Origin of the sequence: Pseudomonas sp. FP597, from assembly GCF_030687435.1 — a bacterium.
Taxonomy (GTDB): domain Bacteria; phylum Pseudomonadota; class Gammaproteobacteria; order Pseudomonadales; family Pseudomonadaceae; genus Aquipseudomonas; species Aquipseudomonas lactucae.
Genome location: NZ_CP117432.1, coordinates 539983 through 561804, shown reverse-complemented (window position 1 = coordinate 561804; position 21822 = coordinate 539983). Strand labels below are relative to the sequence as shown.

The 21822-nt window shown below is 61.3% G+C and carries 15 protein-coding genes; 8 read left to right on the top strand and 7 right to left on the bottom strand.

Going from position 1 to position 21822, the window contains the following annotated elements:
- Positions 1-48 precede the first annotated feature (48 nt).
- Entirely contained in the window at positions 49-696 is a 648-nt protein-coding gene (msrA, locus tag PSH66_RS02475; protein WP_003171278.1) for a peptide-methionine (S)-S-oxide reductase MsrA, read from the top strand.
- A 38-nt stretch (positions 697-734) separates the two neighbouring features.
- On the opposite strand, the gene PSH66_RS02470 is transcribed toward msrA, so the two are convergent.
- Positions 735-1571, bottom strand: a complete 837-nt coding sequence (locus PSH66_RS02470; protein WP_305428312.1) for a 23S rRNA (adenine(2030)-N(6))-methyltransferase RlmJ — start codon at positions 1569-1571, stop codon at positions 735-737.
- 174 nt (positions 1572-1745) lie between these two features.
- Here PSH66_RS02470 and PSH66_RS02465 point away from each other — a divergent pair, with 174 nt between their 5' ends.
- Positions 1746-3023: an O-acetylhomoserine aminocarboxypropyltransferase/cysteine synthase family protein gene (locus PSH66_RS02465; RefSeq protein ID WP_003171275.1), complete on the top strand. Its 1278-nt coding sequence runs from the start codon at positions 1746-1748 to the stop codon at positions 3021-3023.
- On the opposite strand, the gene PSH66_RS02460 is transcribed toward PSH66_RS02465, so the two are convergent.
- The 4 genes from PSH66_RS02460 to PSH66_RS02445 all read right to left on the bottom strand — a co-directional run bounded on the left by PSH66_RS02460 (position 3009) and on the right by PSH66_RS02445 (position 7888).
- Complete coding sequence (locus PSH66_RS02460; protein WP_003171274.1) at positions 3009-3734, bottom strand: DUF4123 domain-containing protein; 726 nt, start codon at positions 3732-3734, stop codon at positions 3009-3011. The genes PSH66_RS02465 and PSH66_RS02460 overlap by 15 nt on opposite strands.
- Positions 3735-3749: 15 nt before the next feature.
- On the bottom strand, positions 3750-5765 hold the full coding sequence (locus PSH66_RS02455; protein WP_305428311.1) for a type VI secretion system tip protein VgrG: 2016 nt from the start codon (positions 5763-5765) through the stop codon (positions 3750-3752).
- Between the two features lie 204 nt (positions 5766-5969).
- Positions 5970-7454 (bottom strand): sodium/proline symporter PutP, encoded by a 1485-nt coding sequence (gene putP / locus PSH66_RS02450; RefSeq protein WP_305428310.1) that lies wholly within the window; start codon positions 7452-7454, stop codon positions 5970-5972.
- A gap of 122 nt (positions 7455-7576) precedes the next feature.
- Complete coding sequence (locus tag PSH66_RS02445; protein WP_181408570.1) at positions 7577-7888, bottom strand: hypothetical protein; 312 nt, start codon at positions 7886-7888, stop codon at positions 7577-7579.
- Positions 7889-7917: 29 nt separating this feature from the next.
- Here PSH66_RS02445 and putA point away from each other — a divergent pair, with 29 nt between their 5' ends.
- Together putA and PSH66_RS02435 are read left to right on the top strand one after the other, a co-directional pair.
- Positions 7918-11871, top strand: coding sequence for a trifunctional transcriptional regulator/proline dehydrogenase/L-glutamate gamma-semialdehyde dehydrogenase (putA, locus tag PSH66_RS02440; RefSeq protein ID WP_141063054.1), 3954 nt, complete (start codon positions 7918-7920; stop codon positions 11869-11871).
- A 166-nt stretch (positions 11872-12037) separates the two neighbouring features.
- Positions 12038-13840, top strand: a complete 1803-nt coding sequence (locus PSH66_RS02435) for an acyl-CoA dehydrogenase (RefSeq protein ID WP_305428309.1) — start codon at positions 12038-12040, stop codon at positions 13838-13840.
- Here PSH66_RS02435 and PSH66_RS02430 read toward each other — a convergent pair.
- Positions 13837-14127 carry a cell division protein ZapA gene (locus PSH66_RS02430; RefSeq protein WP_003171269.1) on the bottom strand — a complete coding sequence of 97 codons (291 nt, stop codon included), beginning with the start codon at positions 14125-14127 and terminating at the stop codon, positions 13837-13839. The genes PSH66_RS02435 and PSH66_RS02430 overlap by 4 nt on opposite strands.
- Positions 14124-14354 (bottom strand): hypothetical protein, encoded by a 231-nt coding sequence (locus PSH66_RS02425; protein ID WP_042944076.1) that lies wholly within the window; start codon positions 14352-14354, stop codon positions 14124-14126. The genes PSH66_RS02430 and PSH66_RS02425 overlap by 4 nt, the downstream gene beginning before the upstream one ends.
- A gap of 359 nt (positions 14355-14713) precedes the next feature.
- On the opposite strand from PSH66_RS02425, the gene PSH66_RS02420 reads away from it, so the two are divergent.
- The 4 genes from PSH66_RS02420 to PSH66_RS02405 all read left to right on the top strand — a co-directional run bounded on the left by PSH66_RS02420 (position 14714) and on the right by PSH66_RS02405 (position 21803).
- Positions 14714-16456, top strand: coding sequence for a potassium/proton antiporter (locus PSH66_RS02420; protein WP_078823016.1), 1743 nt, complete (start codon positions 14714-14716; stop codon positions 16454-16456).
- Positions 16457-16508: 52 nt separating this feature from the next.
- Positions 16509-19892 carry a mechanosensitive channel MscK gene (gene mscK / locus PSH66_RS02415; RefSeq protein WP_141063056.1) on the top strand — a complete coding sequence of 1128 codons (3384 nt, stop codon included), beginning with the start codon at positions 16509-16511 and terminating at the stop codon, positions 19890-19892.
- 48 nt (positions 19893-19940) lie between these two features.
- The gene (gene selO / locus PSH66_RS02410; protein WP_305428308.1) at positions 19941-21404 is read left to right on the top strand and encodes a protein adenylyltransferase SelO; all 1464 of its coding nucleotides are present in this window, start codon (positions 19941-19943) and stop codon (positions 21402-21404) included.
- A 123-nt stretch (positions 21405-21527) separates the two neighbouring features.
- Entirely contained in the window at positions 21528-21803 is a 276-nt protein-coding gene (locus tag PSH66_RS02405) for a hypothetical protein (RefSeq protein WP_141063058.1), read from the top strand.
- Positions 21804-21822: the final 19 nt, after the last annotated feature.

Genomic DNA, 21822 nt, shown 5'->3' with positions numbered 1-21822 from the left:
TGGTTGTCTGACTTTTACTGCTAACTCAACCTGACGAGAGGACTGATCATGGTCTTGCGCTCGGAAATTCTGGTGAACAAAAACGTGCTACCTACTCAAGAACAAGCGCTGCCTGGGCGTGAAACGCCGATGACCCTGCCCGAAACGCACTTCGTCAACGGCAACCCGCTGCTGGGCCCGTTCCTCGACGACGTCGGTTTTGCGATCTTCGGCCTGGGCTGCTTCTGGGGCGCTGAGCGCAAATTCTGGGAGCGCGATGGCGTGGTCAGCACCGTGGTGGGTTACGCCGGCGGCTTCACGCCGAACCCGACCTACGAAGAAGTCTGCTCCGGCCTGACCGGTCATAGCGAAGTGGTGCTGGTGGTGTATGACCAGGCCAAGGTGAAATACGAAGACCTGTTGAAAATGTTCTGGGAACTGCACAACCCGACCCAGGGCATGCGCCAGGGCAACGATATCGGCAGCCAGTACCGCTCAGTGATTTATGCCACCACGCCGGAACAGTTGGCGGCGGCGAAGGCCAGTGCCGAGGCTTACCAGCAAGAACTGAGCAAGGCTGGCCTGGGCGAGATCACCACTGAAATAGACGAAGCACCGACGGTGTACTTCGCCGAGGCGTACCACCAGCAGTACCTGGCGAAGAATCCGCAGGGCTACTGCGGGATCGGCGGTACTGGCGTGACGTGCCCGATCTAAAGCCGACGCAAATCAAAATGTGGGAGGGGCGCCAGGCGTTATTCAGCGATCAACCAATCCATCTGCCACCCACCCTGGGTCTGGCCCAGCTTCCTGGACAGCCACGGCAGCAGCTCACGCAACTCCTCCTCCAGGCCCCACGGCGGGTTGGCAATCGCCAGGCCCGAGCCGGTCAGGGTGTTGGGCGTGTCCAGTGGATGCACCAGCAATTCCACCCTCAGCAATTTCGGCGCGCCGGTACCGGCCAGGTCCTGGTAGAAGCGGCGCAGCATGCGCTGGTCCTTCACCGGGTACCAGATCGCCGCGACGGTCTGGCGCATACGACTGACAGCCTCCTTGAGGGACGCGGCGCAACGCTGCATTTCGTCGAGCTTTTCGAACGGCGGGTCGATCAGCATCAACGCGCGTTTTTCCGGCACCGGCAACAAGGCGCGCGGCACATGCCAGCCTTCGCCCAGGTGCACCTTGACCCGGCGGTCGCCCTTCATGTTGTCCTTGAGCAGCACGCCGTCTTCGGGGTGTTTTTCATTGAGCAACACACGGTCTTGAGGACGCGTGAGGCGCCGCGCCAGCTCCGGCGAACCTGGGTAGTAGCGCAACAGGCCATCCGGGTTCATCTCGTGCAGCACGCGCATGTAGTCGGCGGTCAACGGCGGCAGGTCGTCCTGATCCCACAGACGGGCGATGCCTTCGAGGTATTCACCCGTGCGGTTGGCCTGGTCGCCTTTCAGGTCATACAGACCGATCCCGGCATGGGTGTCGAGATAGGCGAACGGCTGCTCCTTGCGCGACATCAAGGCGATGAGGCGGGTCAAGGTCAGGTGTTTGAAGACATCGGCGTGGTTGCCGGCGTGAAAGGCGTGACGATAATTCATGGTTGCTCCTGCGCAGGGGGCGAAGTTTACCTTCTACACGGGCAAAGGTGCAGGGCTGCGTGTCGGGCGGTGCTTATGCCCTAAACACAGAAAGCCGGCTGAAAAAAATCTAAATGGCGGTGCCTGGGCGGATTTATTGTGGCCATCCATTCTCCAGGGAGGTCAACAACCATCATGAAAGACGCCACCATCGCGCTGCACCACGGCTTCAAGTCGGACCCGACCACCAAGGCCGTCGCGGTGCCGATCTACCAGAACGTCGCCTTCGAATTCGATAACGCCCAGCACGGTGCCGACCTGTTCAACCTCGACGTGCCCGGGAATATCTACACGCGCATCATGAACCCCACCAACGATGTGCTGGAGCAGCGCCTCGCCGCCCTCGAAGGCGGTATAGCAGGCCTGGCCGTGTCAGCCGGCAGCGCGGCGATCCACTATGCGATCCAGACCCTCACCCGGGCCGGCGACAACATCGTCACCACCCCGCAGCTCTACGGCGGCACCTACACCCTGTTCGCCCACCTGCTGCCCAGTTTTGGTGTGGATGTGCGTTTCGCCCGCGACGACTCGGCCGAGGCCATCGCTGAACTGATCGACGACAACACCAAGCTGGTGTACTGCGAAAGCATCGGCAACCCGGCGGGTAATATCGTCGACCTCGAAGCCTTGGCCAATGTAGCCCACGACCGTGGTGTGCCGTTGATGGTGGACAACACCGTGGCCACGCCGATCCTGTGCAAGCCGATCCAGTTCGGCGCCGACATCGTGGTGCATTCGGTGACCAAATACATCGGCGGCCATGGCAACTCCCTGGGCGGCGTGATCGTCGACAGCGGCACTTTCCCATGGGCCCAATACCCGGAGAAATTCCCCGGCCTCAACACCCCGGAGCCGGCCTATCACGGCGTGGTCTACACCGAAAAATTCGGCCCTGCCGCTTTCATCGCCCGTGCCCGCACCGTGCCGCTGCGCAACACGGGCGCGGCGCTGGCGCCGATGAATGCGTTCCTGCTGCTGCAAGGCCTGGAAACCCTGGCCCTGCGCATGGAACGCCACACCGAGAACGCGTTGAAGGTCGCGCAGTTCCTGCAAGGCCATACGGCCGTGGAATGGGTCAGCTACGCCGGGCTGCCGGACCACCCGCATCACGCACTGGCGCAAAAATATCTGCAGGGTAAACCCTCGGCGATCCTCTCCTTTGGCTTGAAGGGCGGCTTTGATGCCGGCGTGCGCTTCTACGATGCGCTGCAAATCTTCAAGCGCCTGGTGAATATCGGCGATGCCAAATCCCTGGCCTGCCACCCGGCGTCCACGACCCACCGGCAAATGAACGAGCAAGAGCAAGCCAAGGCCGGCGTGAAACCGGAGATGATTCGCCTCTCGGTGGGCATCGAGGCAATTGAAGACCTGATCGATGACCTGCAGCAGGCACTGGGCTCAACTCGACTCTGAGGCGAGGTAGTCGGCCAGGGTTCCATGACTGATAGCCGGCCTGCGCACAAAGTAGGCGACCTTATGCTGCAAGGTCGCCGGCGTGAACGCGGTGTACAGGTCGGGACGCTGCTCTTGCAGCCATTGCAGCAGATTGTCGATCAGGGTTTGCGGTGATTGCTCTGCCAGGTGTTCGAGTAACGATACGGGCACGTGCCACCAAGGGCTGGCCTTGGCCGCAGTGACTGGCGCCGTCGCCACCGTGAGTGGCCGGCCATTGATCAGGTAGCGTTGGAACACCGGCAACAACTCACCCGCCTCGTCGCCCAGGTGTTGCACGATCGGCAGAAATTGAGCCCCATCCCAGAAGCGTAAAAACACATCCTGTCCATCGGGAAGCAGCACCTTGGTCAGGCCTTGCAGGTGAGCAACGACGGTTTCCAGCGGACTGGACGATACCGCCAGCCAGCCCCAATCCGTGGCTTCAGTGGCTGCGACCCAGTCAAGGACGGCACTGCCGGGCTCGACGATCCCCACGTAAGGCATCACCTCATCCCATTGTGCATAAGCTGTATCGGCCCAGATCGATTGAGGTGGCATTCCCGTTTCCGTGGTTTGCCAGGCGGCAAGCGGTGTGGCGTCGCTGGCACCGCTCAGCACCACAAAGAGCTTTTGATTGGGCAGCAAAGGCGACTGTGCAAGCCAGGCGCCGGGGGACAAGGGCTGAGACATCAAAGTAAATTCCTTTTAGGGTTGAATGGAATGGGGGAGATAGCACTGCCCGTTCTTACAGCGCTCACATTCTTCGCAAAACGGCGCACTGCGCTTGAGGCTGGCCACCTGCACCCCACTCAACGGGGCAGGAATGACCGCCAGCAATTTTTCCTTCACTCCCGGCATCAACGGGGACGCGACTGGAGCCGGTGCGCTGCCCAGCTGAATCGGCACGCTGCTGAAGATCCCACCCGCCGACAGCGTGATCGACTGACCGCCAGCCTGAACCGTCACGCTGGCGCCCGCATCGATCACCACGCTTTGCCCGGCGCCGATCCGAATGGTCCGCCCGGCGCGCATCTGCTGCGAACCACCTACTACAAGGTGATCGTCCTGCTTGAGTTCGGTCAGGCGATTGCCATGGGTGATGCGCTGTTCTTCGCCCTGCAGTTCATGATGCGATTCACCGCCGACCCTCACCCGCCGCTGGTTATCGACCTGCACCTGCTGGTCACGCAACACATGCTGAGTCCAATCGCGCTGAGCACGCAGGTAGATTTCCTCAGCACCCTTACGATCTTCAATACGCAGCTCGTTATAGCCGCCACCACCGGGGCTGCTCTGACTGCGGAAAATGCTGCGGGTCTTGTCCGCCGGCAGATCGAGTGGCACGGCAGTGGCCGCGTTGGGCAGGCAACCCATCACCAGCGGCATGTCCAGGTCGCCATTGACGAAGCCCACCAATACCTCCATGCCGACCCGGGGAAGCAACACTGCGCCGTAACGATCATGCGCCCAACCGCTGGCAACTCTCAGCCAGCAACTGGAATGGTCGTTGCGCTCCCCGGCACGGTCCCAGGCCAATTGCACCTTGACCCGCCCGTACTCGTCGCAATGAATCTCGCTGCCCTGAGGCCCGGTGACCACCGCATTCTGATAACCCGAAAGGGTCGGTCGCGCCTGCTCGGGCATGGATGGACGAAAGATCACATCCCACGGCGCTGCGACGAACTCATTGCGATAGCCTTGACGAGAATCCCCACCGGCAACCTCGGTGACCGCCTCTTCCAATACCTGGGGTTGCCGGCCCTCGTGAGCAACATGGGTCACCAGCCACACGTCATTCCATTGCTCGCGCGGGTGCCCGGCCAGCCTGAGGAACCGCCCGCTGCTCAATGCAGGCTCATCACCGTTGCCACGGGCGATTCGATAGTCACTCCGACGTCGCTCCAGCCCCCGTTGCGCGAGATATTTACCATGGGCGCGATCAGAAAAATGACCGGGGTACACCTGCTCTTCAAGCCGTGGCAACGGGTCGCCGGCAACGCCGCTCTCCAGCACCAGGTCAGGTTTACGAAAGTCGTAATCGCGCAGGCTGACGGCGGTCGCACGGGTTTCCAACTGCACCGCAAAACGTTTGATTGCCGGGGTATCCGCCACCATCCCGGAACCCGGCATGTAAGGGGTGGGCTGATCGGCCTGGGCAAATACCGTCTGGTCGTCCCCGAACACCAACCGGTGCCCATCGGGCGAATGCTGAAAGTGGTAATGAATGCCCAGCTCGGCACACAGCCGTTGAATGAACGCCAGATCGGTCTCGCCGAACTGCACGCAATATTCGCGCTCGGGGTAAGTACCGCTCAGGCGGAAATCGAATTGGTCACTCAGAATCCCCTGCTGCACCAGCACCTGCGCAACGATCTGCGGCACCGTCTTGTGCTGGAAAATCCGCTGGTGACTGCTGTGCATCAGGTACGCCAGCTGCGGCACAAGGCTGATCTGATAGCGGGTCAGGCGCCGCCCCGAGTCGCCCTGCGCTACGCGGTGGACCAGGCCATGCACACCATGGCCCTGATTATCGAAACCCAGGTAGACCTGGCGATGCAGCAAGCCGTCCAGATCAAGGTCAGGCTGTTCGCTGACCAGCTCCAGGTCAAAACGATAGGGTTGGCTGATGGCTTCGGTGCCTTGGAACTCAAAGACCTTGAGTTCGCTTGGCACACCGTCGAGGGTCAGGGTAAAGGCGCTTTGATTGGCAGGAGCGAACATCCGGTGTTTCTCTGCGAGGGGTGGGCGACAGATTCTGCCTCACGGCCGCGCCCCGCTGAGCACACCCCAGACAAATCAGTAAAACCCTACACGCAGGCGCCTGAATCTTCTTCAAGTCATCCCCAAATCACACCCAAAAAAAGGCCCGCCATCCGTAGGACGCGGGCCTTCTTTCAACTCAACCGGCACTTAACGCCCGGCGAATTACTTATTGAGGTTGTAGTCTTTTTCCGCAGCATCAAAGCGCTCGACCATACCGGCCGTCGGTGCGCCCATCTTGCTCACGAAGTAGATCGCCAGGCTGGCGAAGATGAAGCCTGGGATGATTTCGTACAGGCCCAGCAGCGAGAAGTGTTTCCACACGATCACAGTGATCGCACCCACCAGGATACCGGCCAGCGCGCCGTTACGGGTCATGCCTTTCCAGATCACCGAGATCAGCACCACAGGGCCGAACGCAGCGCCGAAACCGGCCCAGGCGTAACTCACCAGGCCCAGCACGCGGTTTTCCGGGTTGGCGGCCATGGCGATGGCAATCAGGGCAACCACCAGCACCATCAGACGACCGACCCACACCAGCTCAAGCTGGGAGGCGTTCTTACGCAGGAAGGCTTTGTAGAAGTCTTCGGTCAGAGCGCTGGAGCACACCAGCAACTGGCAGCTCAGGGTACTCATGACAGCCGCGAGGATGGCCGACAGCAGCACACCGGCGATCCATGGGTTGAAGAGGATTTTGGCCAGTTCGATAAACACACGCTCAGGGTTTTCGGTCACGGGACCTGCCACTTCCGGGTGCGCCGAGAAATAGGCGATACCGAAGAAACCTACCGCCACGGTACCGGCCAGGCACAAGATCATCCAGGTCATGGAGATACGACGCGCGTTGGCGATCGACTTGACCGAATCCGCCGCCATGAAACGCGCGAGGATATGCGGCTGGCCGAAGTAACCCAGGCCCCAACCCATCAGCGAGATGACGCCGATGAAGGTGGTGTTTTTCAGCATGTCGAAGCTGGTCGGGTCCTTGGCTTCAATCGCCAGGAACGTGGTGTCCACACCGCCGGTGGCCAGCAATACGATGATCGGCGTCAGGATCAGCGCGAAGATCATCAGCGTGGCTTGTACGGTGTCGGTCCAGCTCACGGCCAGGAAACCACCGATAAAGGTGTAGGCAATGGTCGCCGCAGCCCCCGCCCACAGCGCGGTCTCGTAGGACATGCCGAAGGTGCTTTCGAACAGGCGGGCGCCGGCCACGATGCCGGAAGCGCAGTAGATGGTGAAGAACACCAGGATCACGATGGCCGAAATGATCCGCAGCAGGCCGCTTTTATCTTCGAAACGGCTGGAGAAGTAGTCAGGCAGCGTCAGGGCGTCGCCGTTGTGCTCGGTCTGTACCCGCAGGCGACCGGCCACGAACAGCCAGTTGAGGTAGGCGCCGGCGATCAGGCCAATGGCGATCCAGCTTTCCGACAGGCCGGACATGTAGATCGCGCCCGGCAAGCCCATCAACAACCAGCCGCTCATGTCGGAAGCACCGGCGGACAAGGCTGTCACCACGCTACCGAGGCTGCGACCGCCAAGGATGTAATCGGAAAGGTTGTTGGTGGAGCGATAGGCCATCAAGCCGATCAACACCATTGCTGCGATATAGATCACGAACGTGATCAGGGTTGGGTTACTAACGCTCATAAGAGTGACGCCCTGGCATTGTTTTTATGTGGCAGCGGTCTGTCGGACGCTACCCACTGTATAGCTGGGTAAACGAACCTGCGTGCCGCGCATTTATGACTGACGTTTCCCCAGGAAAGCCGTCAGCCGATGAACCCCCCGGCTTTCAGGATGGTTGCACCTTGGGCACGAATGCTATTCAACAAAGCAAATAAGGTGCAACCTGTTTCTTGCGAATAAGTTGCACCCGGATGTGAATTCGACCAAACGCTGTGTTTTTGCTCCTTTTCGGAGCAAGAACAGCCGATCTCAGAAGCAAACGCACCAGCGCAAAGCGTATTCCGCTGGCGGGAAATTTTTTTCGGATGAACGTCGAAAATTTCATGCATAAAAAAGGTTGCACCCGGTTGCACCTCTTCATGGGCAAAGCTAATCTTGCCGCCAGCTAATGCCACTCGGTAGTGGCACCCATGAGGATAAGAAAATGGCGACGACCACCCTTGGGGTCAAACTCGACGACCCGACCCGCGAACGCCTGAAGGCTGCCGCGACCTCCATTGATCGCACGCCGCACTGGCTGATCAAGCAGGCGATTTTCAATTACCTGGAGAAACTCGAGGGTGGTGCAACCCTGAACGAGCTCAATGGCTTGAGCAGCAAGGACGCCGACGATGCGGGCGAGGTCCAGGCCGACCATGCACACCAGTGCTTCCTTGAGTTCGCCGAGAGCATCCTGCCGCAATCGGTGCTCCGCGCCTCGATCACCGCCGCTTACCGCCGCCCGGAACCGGAAGTGGTGCCGATGCTGATCGAGCAGGCCCGCCTGCCGGCTCCAATGGCCGAAGCCACCAACAAGCTGGCCGCCACCATTGCCGAAAAACTGCGCAACCAGAAGAGCGCCGGCGGCCGTGCCGGTATTGTTCAGGGCCTGCTGCAGGAATTTTCCCTGTCATCCCAGGAAGGCGTAGCGCTGATGTGCCTGGCCGAAGCGCTGTTGCGCATCCCGGACAAGGGCACCCGCGACGCGCTGATCCGCGACAAGATCAGCACCGGCAACTGGCAGCCGCACCTGGGCAACAGCCCGTCGCTGTTCGTCAATGCCGCCACCTGGGGCCTGCTGCTGACCGGCAAACTGGTCGCCACGCACAACGAAGCAGGCTTGACCTCGTCCTTGAGCCGCATCATCGGCAAGAGCGGAGAGCCGATGATCCGCAAGGGCGTCGACATGGCCATGCGCCTGATGGGCGAGCAGTTCGTCACCGGCGAAACCATCGCCGAAGCCCTGGCCAATGCCAGCAAGTTTGAAGCCAAGGGCTTCCGCTATTCCTACGACATGCTCGGTGAAGCCGCGCTCACCGAACACGACGCCCAGAAGTACCTGGCCTCGTACGAACAAGCCATTCACTCCATCGGCAAAGCCTCCAATGGCCGTGGGATTTATGAAGGCCCGGGCATCTCCATCAAACTCTCGGCCCTGCACCCGCGTTACAGCCGCGCACAGTACGAACGCGTGATGGATGAGTTGTACCCGCGCCTGCTGTCCCTGACCCTGCTGGCCAAGCAATACGACATCGGCCTGAACATCGACGCCGAAGAAGCCGACCGCCTGGAACTGTCCCTGGACCTGCTCGAACGCCTGTGCTTCGAGCCGCAACTGACCGGCTGGAACGGCATCGGTTTCGTGATCCAGGCATACCAGAAGCGTTGCCCGTACGTGATCGACTATGTGATCGACCTGGCTCGCCGCAGCCGCCACCGCCTGATGATCCGCCTGGTAAAGGGCGCGTACTGGGACAGCGAAATCAAGCGCGCCCAGGTCGAAGGCCTGGAAGGCTACCCGGTCTATACCCGCAAGGTGTACACCGACGTGTCCTACATCGCCTGCGCACGCAAGCTGCTGTCGGTGCCGGAAGTCATCTACCCGCAGTTCGCCACGCACAACGCCCATACCCTGTCGGCCATCTACCATATCGCCGGTCAGAACTATTACCCCGGCCAGTACGAATTCCAATGCCTGCACGGCATGGGTGAGCCGTTGTACGAGCAGGTTGTAGGCAAGGTTTCCGAAGGTAAGCTGAACCGTCCGTGCCGCGTGTACGCACCGGTCGGCACCCACGAAACGCTGCTGGCGTACCTGGTACGTCGCCTGCTGGAAAACGGCGCCAACACCTCGTTCGTCAATCGTATCGCCGACCAATCCATCTCGATCCAGGAACTGGTGGCCGACCCGGTAGCCAGCATCGAGCAAATGGCCACGCAGGAAGGCGGCTTCGGCTTGCCACACCCGCGCATCCCATTGCCGCGCGACCTGTACGGCAGCGACCGCGCCAACTCGGCCGGTATCGACCTGGCCAACGAACACCGCTTGGCGTCGCTGTCCTGCGCCCTGCTGGCCACCGCTCACAACCACTGGAAAGCCGCGCCGATGCTTGGTTGCGACGCCAGCGAACAAGCGGCGACGCCAGTGCTGAACCCATCCGACCTGCGTGATGTGGTCGGCCAGGTACAGGAAGCCACCGTCGAAGACGTCGACAACGCGATCCAGTGCGCCATCAATGCGGGCCCGATCTGGCAGGCCACCCCGCCCGCCGAACGCGCCGCGATCCTGGAACGCGCCGCCGACCTGATGGAAGGCGAGATCCAGCCACTGATGGGCCTGTTGGCTCGCGAAGCCGGCAAGACCTTCGCCAACGCCATCGCCGAAGTGCGTGAAGCCGTGGACTTCCTGCGCTACTACGCGGTACAGGCACGCAACGATTTCACCAACGATGCCCACCGCCCGTTGGGCCCGGTGGTCTGCATCAGCCCGTGGAACTTCCCACTGGCGATTTTCAGCGGCCAGGTGGCGGCTGCGCTGGCGGCCGGCAACCCGGTATTGGCCAAGCCTGCCGAGCAAACCCCGCTGGTAGCGGCCCAGGCCGTGCGCATCCTGCTGGAAGCCGGCATTCCGGAAGGCGTGCTGCAACTGCTGCCGGGCCAGGGCGAAACCGTCGGTGCCCGCCTGGTGGGTGATGACCGCGTCAAAGGTGTGATGTTCACCGGCTCCACCGAGGTGGCGCGCCTGCTGCAACGCAATGTCGCCGGCCGCCTGGATGCACAGGGCCGTCCGATCCCGCTGATCGCCGAAACCGGCGGCCAGAACGCCATGATCGTGGACTCCTCGGCACTCACCGAACAAGTGGTCATCGACGTGGTGTCGTCGGCCTTCGACAGCGCCGGCCAGCGTTGCTCGGCCCTGCGTGTGCTGTGCCTGCAGGAAGATTCGGCCGACCGCGTCATCGAAATGCTCAAGGGCGCCATGGCTGAATGCCGCCTGGGCAACCCGGAGCGCCTGTCGGTAGACATCGGCCCGGTGATCGACGCCGAAGCCAAGGCCGGCATCGAGAAACACATCCAGGCCATGCGCGACAAAGGCCGCAACGTTTACCAAGTGGCGATTGCCGACGGTGAAGAGATCAAGCGCGGCACCTTCGTCATGCCAACCCTGATCGAACTGGAAAGCTTCGACGAGCTGCAACGCGAGATCTTCGGCCCGGTGCTGCACGTGGTGCGCTACAAGCGTAAAGAGATCGACCAGTTGATCGGCCAGATCAATGCGTCCGGCTATGGCCTGACCCTGGGCGTGCATACCCGCATCGACGAGACCATCGCCAAGGTGATCGACAACGTCAATGCCGGCAACGTCTACGTCAACCGCAACATTGTTGGGGCCGTGGTCGGCGTGCAGCCGTTCGGCGGCGAAGGCCTGTCGGGCACGGGTCCGAAAGCCGGTGGTCCGCTGTACCTGTACCGCCTGCTGTCGACCCGTCCTACCGATGCGATCGAGCAATCCTTCGTACGCGGCGACAAACTGGCCGCTCCGGACGTGCGCCTGCGCGACGCCATGAGCCAACCGCTGACCGCCCTGAAAACCTGGGCCGACAGCAATAAGTTCAGCGAGCTGAGCGCCCTGTGCACTCAATTCGCCGCGCAATCGCAAAGCGGTATCACCCGCCAACTGGCCGGCCCGACCGGCGAGCGCAACAGCTACGCCATCCTGCCCCGCGAGCACGTGCTGTGCCTGGCGGAAGTGGAAGGCGACCTGTTGACCCAACTGGCCGCGGTGTTGGCGGTCGGTGGCTCAGCGGTATGGCCGGAAACCGACCTGACCAAGGCAGTGTTCCCACGCCTGCCGAAGGAGATTCAGGCGAAGATCCAGCGCGTGGCCGATTGGACCAAGGACGAGGTGGTGTTCGACGCCGTCCTGCACCACGGCGATTCCGACCAACTGCGCGCGGTGTGCAAACAAGTGGCCCAGCGTGGCGGTGCGATTGTTGGCGTGCATGGTTTGTCGCAAGGTGAGACGGCGATTGCACTGGAGCGCCTGGTGATTGAGCGGGCGTTGAGTGTTAACACGGCGGCAGCGGGTGGTAACGCCAGCCTGATGACCATCGGTTAAGCAGCAGCGGCAAGTTTTAGGCTACAAGCTGCAAGTAAAAGCATCGCGCTCTTACTTGTAGCTTGAAGCTTGCAACTTGTGCCGCCCCATCACCCCCATCTATCTTCCTTCCCCGTTTTTATTAGCGCTCCTAGACTGCGGCATACTTTTCTAAAGGTAATCCGCCATGTCCGAGACGCTGCTCAGTTCCCGCAATCTGGCTTTCGAGCTGTACGAAGTCCTCGATGCCGAGGGCCTGACCCAGCGCGAACGGTTTGCCGAGCACAACCGCGAAACCTTCGATGCGGCCATCAGCACCGCGCGCTCCATCGCCGAAAAGTACTTCGCGCCGCACAACCGCAAGAACGACGAAAATGAACCGCGCTACGAGGACGGCAAGGCCCTTCTGATTCCTGAGGTCAAGCCGGCCGTGGATGCGTTTCTGGAAGCGGGTTTCCTCAACGCTGCGCGCAGTTTCGACGCGGGCGGCATGCAGTTGCCCACCCTGCTGTCCCAGGCGTGTTTCGCACACTTCCAATCAGCCAACGCGGCGTCCACGTCCTACCCGTTCCTGACCATGGGCGCGGCCAACCTGATCGAAAGCTTCGGCACCGAAGAGCAGAAACAGCGCTTCCTGCAACCGATGATCGACGGTCGCTTCTTCGGCACCATGGCCCTGACCGAGCCCCACGCGGGCTCATCCCTGTCGGATATTCGTACACGCGCGGAACCTGCGGCTGACGGCACCTATCGGCTCAAGGGCAACAAGATCTTCATCTCCGGCGGCGACCATCCGCTATCGGAAAACATCGTGCACATGGTGTTGGCCAAACTGCCGGATGCACCGGCCGGGGTGAAGGGTATCTCGCTGTTTATCGTGCCCAAGTTTCTGGTCAATGATGACGGCAGCCTCGGCGCGCGCAACGATGTGCTGCTGGCCGGGCTGTTTCACAAGATGGGCTGGCGGGGCACCACGTCCACCGCGCTGAATTTCGGCGATAACGGTAACTGCGTCGGCTATCTGGTGGGCAAGCCGCATCAGGGCCTGAGCTGCATGTTCCAGATGATGAACGAGGCACGTATCGGCGTCGGCATGGGTGCGGTGATGCTCGGTTATGCCGGCTATCTGTATTCTTTGGAATACGCCCGCGAACGCCCGCAAGGCCGCCTGCCCGACAGCAAGGACCCCACCACCGCGCCGGTGTCGATCATCCAGCACGCCGATATCAAACGCATGCTGCTCATGCAAAAAGCCTACGTGGAGGGCGCCTTCGACCTGGGCCTGTACGCCGCACGGCTGTTCGACGACACCACCACGCTGGACACCGAAACCGAGCGCAAGCAGGCCCACGAACTGCTCGACCTGCTCACGCCCATCGTCAAATCCTGGCCGTCCGAGTTCTGCCTCAAGGCCAACGAACTGGCGATCCAGATCCTCGGCGGCCACGGCTACACCCGAGAATACCCGGTGGAGCAGTACTACCGTGACAACCGCCTGAACCCCATTCATGAAGGCACTCACGGCATCCAGTCCCTGGATTTGCTCGGGCGCAAACTGGCGCAGAACGGCGGCGCGGGGCTCAAGCAACTGATCCGCCTGATCGCCGAAACCGCTGCGCGGGCACAGAAATACCCATCACTCACAGCCTTGAGAACACCTCTGGAACAGTTGGTGGCGCGCCTGCAGGACGTCACACTGGGACTGCTGACGGATCTCGCCCAAGGCCAGGTCAACAGCAGCCTGGCGAACTCGGCGCTGTACCTGAAGGTGTTCGGGCACACTGTGATTGGCTGGCGCTGGCTGGAACAGGCAATTCACGCCGAAGAAGGGCTGGCCTTGGGCAATGCGGCGGATGTGGCCTTTTATAAAGGCAAACTCCAGGCCGCCCGTTACTTCCTGACCTGGGAAGTACCGGGCTGCCATCATGAACTGGCGATTCTGGAGGCACGTGATGATACGTGCCTGGGGATGCAGGATGCGTGGTTCTAAGGCTGGATCGCCTTGGAAATCACTTCGACCGTGGCGCTGACTTGCTCTTGGTAACGGTCGAGTTCCTGTTGATGGGCCTGCTGCATTTCGATCTGCTCGGCGCACAGGTTCAGCGCCGCCAGCACCAGTAATTTGTCACCGATCAGGGTCGGGTACTTTTTCTTGGTGGTGGCCAGGGAAGCCTTGAGCATGGTCACGGCGTGCATCAGGGTTTTATCTTCCCCGACCGGCGCCTTGATCGAGTAATCCTCTCCGAGAATCGAAACGACCTTTATCCCTTCATTCATGCGCTGACAGGACCTGCGCTCACGCGCTCAACCAACGCCTGAATACGCGCCGCGGTGGCGCCGTGCTTCTCTTCCTGTTCCATCAGGCTCAGTTGCAGGCTGTCGTTCTCATCCTTGGCGCTGGCGAGTTCGGCCTTGAGGGATTGATTGGCGCCCAACAGGTCCTGGTTTTGCTGTACCAGGTCGTTGACCAGTTGTTCCAATTGGCTGAGGGATGCTTCTAACATTTTGATTTCTCTGGCTTTTTCAAAGGGCGGTGACGATAAAGAAAAATCACCTCGGATGCCAGGGTTATCCCCGGCGCGCGGCCCGCTTTTTAAGGGCCGGGCCACACTTTCGAGCCTTAGTGACTGCATTTCCCCCATCTGGTTCCTGAAACCGTAAAACCCCTGGTCGGGCGCTTGCGTCTCCAACTGACTGTACTCAGTTAAAAATGTGCCAGAGGGCCTTGCCCCTCCCACATTTGGGTCCATGCGAATCAGGAAAAGCTTTTTGACAGCGCAGCAATTCAACAGGTTAGAATCGCTGGCACGCAGACTGCATGGTCAGCCTGCGCCCTGTCTTGTTTGCTTATGGAGTACTGCCTTTGAATGCGACTACCATCAACAGCCTGTTCTTGATCGGCGCGTTGCTGGTGAGTGCGAGCATTCTGGTGAGTTCTCTTTCGTCGCGCCTGGGCATCCCGATCCTGGTGATCATCCTGGGCGTGGGCATGCTGGCCGGTGTCGATGGTGGCGGCATCATCTTCGATAACTACCCGACCGCTTACCTGGTGGGCAACCTGGCACTGGCCGTGATTTTGCTCGACGGCGGCTTGCGCACCCGGGTAGCGAGTTTTCGCGTGGCGCTCTGGCCGGCGTTGTCGCTGGCCACGGTGGGGGTGTTGATTACCACCGGCCTCACCGGCATGGCGGCGGCGTGGCTGTTTAATCTCAACATCATCCAGGGTTTGCTGATCGGCGCCATCGTCGGCTCCACCGACGCCGCGGCGGTGTTCTCGCTGCTCGGCGGCAAGGGCCTGAACGAACGGGTCAGCGCCAGCCTGGAAATTGAATCCGGCAGCAACGACCCGATGGCGGTGTTCCTCACCGTGACCCTGATCGACATGCTCGCCAGCGGCCAGACCGGCCTGCACTGGAGCCTGCTGACCCATCTGGTGCGCGAATTCGGCATCGGCGGCATCGTCGGCCTCGGCGGCGGCTGGTTGATGCTGCAGATGGTCAACCGCATCAATCTGGCCAACGGTCTCTACCCGATCCTGGTGATCGCCGGCGGCCTGTTCGTGTTCGCCCTGACCAACGCCCTGCACGGCAGCGGCTTCCTCGCCGTGTACCTATGCGGCCTGGTGATCGGCAACCGCCCGGTGCGCAGCCGTCATGGCATTTTGCATATGCTCGACGGCATGGCCTGGCTCGCGCAGATCGGCATGTTCCTGGTGCTGGGCCTGCTGGTCACCCCCCATGATTTGCTGCCAATCGCCCTGCCGGCGCTGGGCCTGGCGCTGTGGATGATTCTGTTTGCGCGACCGCTGTCGGTACTGGTCGGCCTGCTGCCATTCAAAGCGTTCCACGGCCGCGAAAAAGCCTTTATCGCCTGGGTCGGCCTGCGCGGCGCGGTGCCGATCATTCTGGCAGTGTTCCCGCTGATGGCCGGGCTGCCCCATGCACAGCTGTATTTCAACCTGGCATTCTTTATCGTGCTGGTGTCACTGCTGGTGCAGGGCACAAGCCTGCCGTGGGTGGCGAAGTTGTTGAAGGTCACGGTACCGCCGGACCCCGCGCCGATCTCCCGCTCTGCCCTGGAAGTGCATGTCACCAGTGAGTGGGAACTGTTCGTCTACCGCCTGGGCGCGGAAAAATGGTGCATCGGCGCGGCCCTGCGTGAGCTGAAAATGCCCGAAGGCACGCGTATCGCCGCCCTGTTCCGTGGTCAGCAACTGCTCCATCCGTCGGGTAGTACGGTGCTGGAAGTCGACGATCTGCTCTGCGTGATCGGCCACGAACACAACCTGCCGGCCCTGGGCAAACTGTTCAGCCAGGCACCGCAACGCGGCCTCGACCTGCGCTTCTTCGGCGACTTCGTCCTCGAAGGCGACGCCCAGCTGGGCGCGGTGTCGGCGTTGTATGGCCTCAAGCTCGAAGGGATCGACCCGGACATGCCGTTGAGCCGTTTCATCACCCAGAAAGTTGGCGGCGCGCCGGTGGTCGGCGACCAGGTGGAGTGGAACAACACCATCTGGACCGTCGCGGTCATGGACGGGAACAAGATCGGCAAAGTGGGCGTCAGATTCCCCGAAGGAAGTCGCCCGGGCCCCGGACTCTTCCTCTAAACTGCGGAGCGACGCCACGCTCCCGACTCTTCACCTTGCTCAATCGGTCTCTATGCCAACCCTGCGCACATTTCTCGCCACCGCCCTGCTGGGCCTGACTCTCTGTGTCGGCAACGTCTACGCCGCCGACCCGCCCAGCGCCGACGCCATCCAGCAAACCCTGGACAAGCTGCCCGACCGCAAACTGCCCGACGCCGACATGAAGGCGCTGCAAACCATCCTGCAGCAGACCCTGACGTACCTGGGCAACCAGCAGGATTACGAACAGCGTCTCGCCGACGTCAAGCGCCAGCTGGAAGATGCCCCGCGCCAGACCAGCGAAAACCAGCGCGAGCTGACCCGGCTCAAGGCCACCAAAGTCATCCCGGTAGCCCAGCGTTACGCGACGCTGCCTATACCGCAGCTGGAACAACTGCTGGTGCAGCGCAGCACCCAGCAAGGCGACCTGCAAAAAGAGCTGGCCGACGCCAACAGCATGACCATCGCCGCGCAGACCCGCCCCGAGCGTGCGCAGACCGAAATCAGCAGCAGCCAGGCGCGCATCCTGCAGATCAACGCGACCCTCAAGGCCGGCAAGGACAATGGCAAAACCCTCAGCGGCGACCAACGCAACCAGTTGAACGCCGAGCTGGCAGCCCTCAACGCCTTGATCCCGCTGCGCCGCCAGGAACTGGCCGGCAACAGTCAACTGCAAGACCTGGGCAACAGCCAGCACGACCTGATCCAGGAAAAAGCCGCGCGCCTGGAACAAGAGATCCAGGACCTGCAAAACCTGATCAACCAGAAACGCCTGGCCCAGTCCCAGCAGACAGTCACGCAGCAGTCCATCGAGGCGCAGAAGTCCGGCGGCAGCGCCATCCTGGCCACGGAAAGCGCAGAGAACCTGAAGCTCTCCGACTACCTGCTCAAAAGCACCGACCGGCTCAACGAGCTGACCCAGAAAAACCTGCAGACCAAGCAGCAACTGGACACGGTGACCCAGAACGACGCGGCACTGGACGACCAGATCAACGTGCTCAGGGGCAGCCTGCTGCTCTCCAAGATTCTGTATAAGCAAAAACAGGCACTGCCGCGCCTCACGGTGGATCGCGACCTGGCCGACGACATCGCCAACATTCGCCTGTACCAGTTCGAGGTCAACCAGAAACGCGAGTTGATCAGCTCCCCCAGCGCTTATGTGGATAACCTGCTGGCCAACCAGCCGCCGGATGACGTGACCCCGCAACTGCGCCGCACCTTGCTGGAACTGGCGATTACCCGCAGTGACTTGCTGGAGCGCCTGAGCCGTGAGCTGAGCGCGCTGCTCAACGAATCCATCACCCTGCAACTGAACCAGAAACAACTGCTGAGCACCGCCACCACCCTGCGCGCGACGCTCGATGAACAGATGTTCTGGATCCCCAGCAACAAGCCGCTGGACACAGAATGGCTGGAAACGGTGCCGGCGCATCTGAGCAAGCAAGTCACCAGCCTGCCGTGGGCCTCCAGCGTCAGCGAACTGTATGACGGCCTCACCCAGCGCCCGCTGCTGTTCCTGCCGTTGCTGCTGTTGATCGGCGCCCTGCTGTGGCGACGCAAGGCGCTGTACCAGCGGTTGAGCAAGGTTCACCTGGACATCGGCCACTTCAAGCGCGACAGCCAGTGGCACACGCCGCAGGCCATCCTGATCAATATCCTGCTGGCCCTGCCGGTGTCCCTGGGCCTGGCCTTGTGCGGCTATGCGCTGCAGATCGACGCCCGCGGGCAAAACGCCAACCTGGGTTCCGCCCTGCTGCAACTGGCCCAGGCGTGGCTGGTGTTCTACACCGCCTACCGGATTCTCGCCCCAGGTGGCGTGGCCGAACTGCATTTTCGCTGGGAAAAACCCCAGGTTGAATTCCTCCAGGGCTGGGTGCGCAAGCTCGGGCTGGTGGTACTGGCCCTGGTCGCCGTGGTGGCGGTTGCCGAGCATCAGCCGGCGGCGCTGGCCGATGACGTGCTGGGCATCGGCGTGGTGCTGACCTGTTATGCGCTGATGGCTTGGCTGCTGGGCCGCCTGTTGCTGAACAGCCCTACCCACGAAAAAGCCTCACTGTTTCGTAAAGCCATGGGCCTGCTGTTTACCGCGCTGCCCGTCGCACTGTTTATCGCCGTGTGCTTCGGCTACTACTACACCGCCCTCAAGCTCAGCGACCGTCTGATCAACACCCTGTACCTGCTGATGTTCTGGCTGGTGGCCGAAGCCACCTTCGTGCGCTGGCTGAGCGTCGCCGCACGGCGCCTGGCCTACGCGCGCGCCCTGGCCAAACGCCAGGCAGCCAAGGAAGCCGGTGAAGGTGAAGCGGTGGTTGAAGAACCGACCCTGGACATCGAAAAGGTCAATGAACAATCCTTGCGCCTGATCCGCCTGGCCCTGCTCGGCGGTTTTATCGCCGCGCTGTACTGGGTGTGGTCGGACCTGATCTCAGTGTTTTCCTACCTGGATAACGTCACGCTGTACGAATACACCAGCGGTACCGGTGCGAATATCAGCATGGTGCCCATCAGCATCGGCGACTTTCTGGGCGCGCTGATCATTATCGGCATCACCTTCGCCCTGGCGCGCAACCTGCCCGGCTTGCTGGAAGTGCTGGTGCTGTCCAAGCTCGACCTGGCCCAGGGCAGCGCCTACGCCACCACCACGTTGCTGTCCTACGTGATTGCCGGCGTGGGTTTTGTGTCCACGCTGTCCACCCTCGGCGTGAGCTGGGACAAGTTGCAATGGCTGGTGGCCGCGCTGTCGGTGGGCCTGGGCTTCGGCATGCAGGAGATCTTCGCCAACTTCATCTCCGGCATCATGATCCTGTTCGAACGCCCGGTGCGTATCGGCGACACCATCACCATCGGCAACCTGTCGGGCACGGTGAGCAAGATCCGCATCCGCGCCACCACCATCACCGACTTCGACCGCAAGGACATTATTGTCCCGAACAAGACGTTCATTACCGGGCAACTGATCAACTGGTCGCTGACCGACACCATCACCCGCGTCACCCTCAAACTCGGCGTGGACTACGGCTCCGACCTGGACCTGGTGAAGGAATTGTTGCTCAAGGCTGCCAGGGAAAACCCACGGGTGCTCAAAGACCCCGAGCCTCACGTGTACTTCCTCAACTTCGGCGAAAGCACCCTCGACCACGAACTGCGCATGCACGTACGTGACCTGGGTGACCGCAACCCGGTGCTGGACGAGGTCAACCGCTACATCAACCGTGAATTCAAGAAGCAGCACATCAACATCTCGTTCCGACAGATGGAGGTGTACCTCAAGAACATGCACGGCCAGGAGTACAAACTGGTCCCGGTCGAGGATGATCGCAAGACCATCGCCGGCCCCACCCAGGAGCAGGACGCACCCGAACCGCCTGCCGGAAAAGTCGCGGATGCACCGGAGCCACCACCGAGCAAACTCGACTAACGCGCCTATCCCCAGCAGAATGCTCGGACATTCTGCTGGAGATGGCCGGTGAAAGCCCTCGACGAACTGACCTTCGACAACCGCTTCGCACGCCTGGGCGACGCGTTCTCAACCCACGTCCTGCCCGACCCCCTCGATGAGCCGCGCCTTGTCGTGGCGAGCGAGGCCGCCATGGCCCTGCTCGACCTCGACCCGGCGGTGGCTGAAACGCCGGTATTCGCCGAGCTGTTTGGCGGTCACAAACTGTGGGCCGAAGCCGAGCCGCGCGCGATGGTCTATTCCGGGCATCAATTCGGCGGCTACACGCCGCAACTCGGCGATGGCCGTGGGTTGCTGCTGGGCGAGGTGTATAACGAAGCCGGCGAACATTGGGACCTGCACCTCAAGGGCGCCGGGATGACCCCGTACTCGCGGATGGGCGATGGCCGCGCGGTGTTGCGCTCTTCGATTCGTGAATTCCTCGCCTCCGAAGCGCTGCATGCGCTGGGTATTCCCACCAGCCGCGCCTTGTGCGTGATCGGCTCCAGCACGCCGGTATGGCGCGAGAAACAGGAGCGCGGCGCGATGGTGTTGCGCCTGGCGCCCAGCCATATCCGCTTCGGACATTTCGAATATTTTTACTACACCAAGAAATCCGAACAGCAGGCCGAACTGGCCGAACACGTCTTGAACCTGCATTACCCCGAATGCCGCGAACAGCCCGAGCCGTATCTGGCGATGTTCCGCGAAATCGTCGAGCGCAACGCCGAACTGATCGCCAAGTGGCAGGCCTACGGTTTCTGCCATGGCGTGATGAACACCGACAACATGTCGATCCTCGGCATCACCTTCGACTACGGGCCGTATGCGTTTCTGGATGATTTCGACGCGCACTTCATCTGCAACCATTCGGATCACGAGGGGCGTTACTCCTTCAGCAACCAGGTGCCCATCGGCCAATGGAACCTCAGCGCGTTGGCCCAGGCGCTCACGCCGTTTATCAGCGTCGACGCCTTGAAGGACGCCCTTGGCCTGTACCTGCCGTTCTACCAGGCCCACTACCTGGACCTGATGCGCCGCCGCCTGGGGCTGACCACGGCCGAAGAAGACGACCAGAAATTGGTGGAGCGCCTGCTCAAGCTGATGCAGAACAGTGGCGTGGATTACACGCTGTTCTTCCGCCGTTTGGGGGATGAATCGGCGGCGTTGGCCGTGGCACGGCTGCGCGATGACTTTGTCGATAGGGCCGGGTTTGATGCCTGGGCCGAGCAGTACAAGGAACGTGTCGCACGGGACGGGGAATACAGCGAAGTGCAGCGCCGTGAGCGGATGCACGCGGTCAACCCGTTGTACATCCTGCGCAACTACCTGGCACAGAACGCTATCACCGCTGCTGAGTCAGGCGATTACAGCGAAGTGCGGCGGTTGCATGAGGTCCTTTCCAAGCCGTTTGAGGAACAAGCGGGAATGGAGCAATACGCACAGCGGCCGCCGGATTGGGGCAAGCATTTGGAGATTAGTTGTTCGTCGTGACGGGAAATATCCAGAAATAAAAACCGGACGCGCCTGACATCATTGAACATCGCTTCGCCTTAAGGTCGCCTTGTTGCAACCACGCAACAAACCTTAAGCAGATATGAAATACGGAGGTGCGTCATGGGCGTCGATGTTCCGAACCTGGAATCGGTGTGCGATCACGCTACACCCGATAAATATTCCGCTGTTCGTCTACATATGGACCTGTCCTTTCCTCATCGCGAGCTGTCCCAAGTCAACCATTGGCTGGAGCAGCGCGCTTGGAAGGAACTTGAGCTGTTTTTGATCGAGCGATACCCACAGCACAGGGAAGTGATAACGCTATGGCTCGAAGGCAGCCAGGCCAGAGCTGAGGCTAACGAGCCAATCACTACTCTACGCGCAGTGAACACGTAGCAATGACACGGAGGGATTG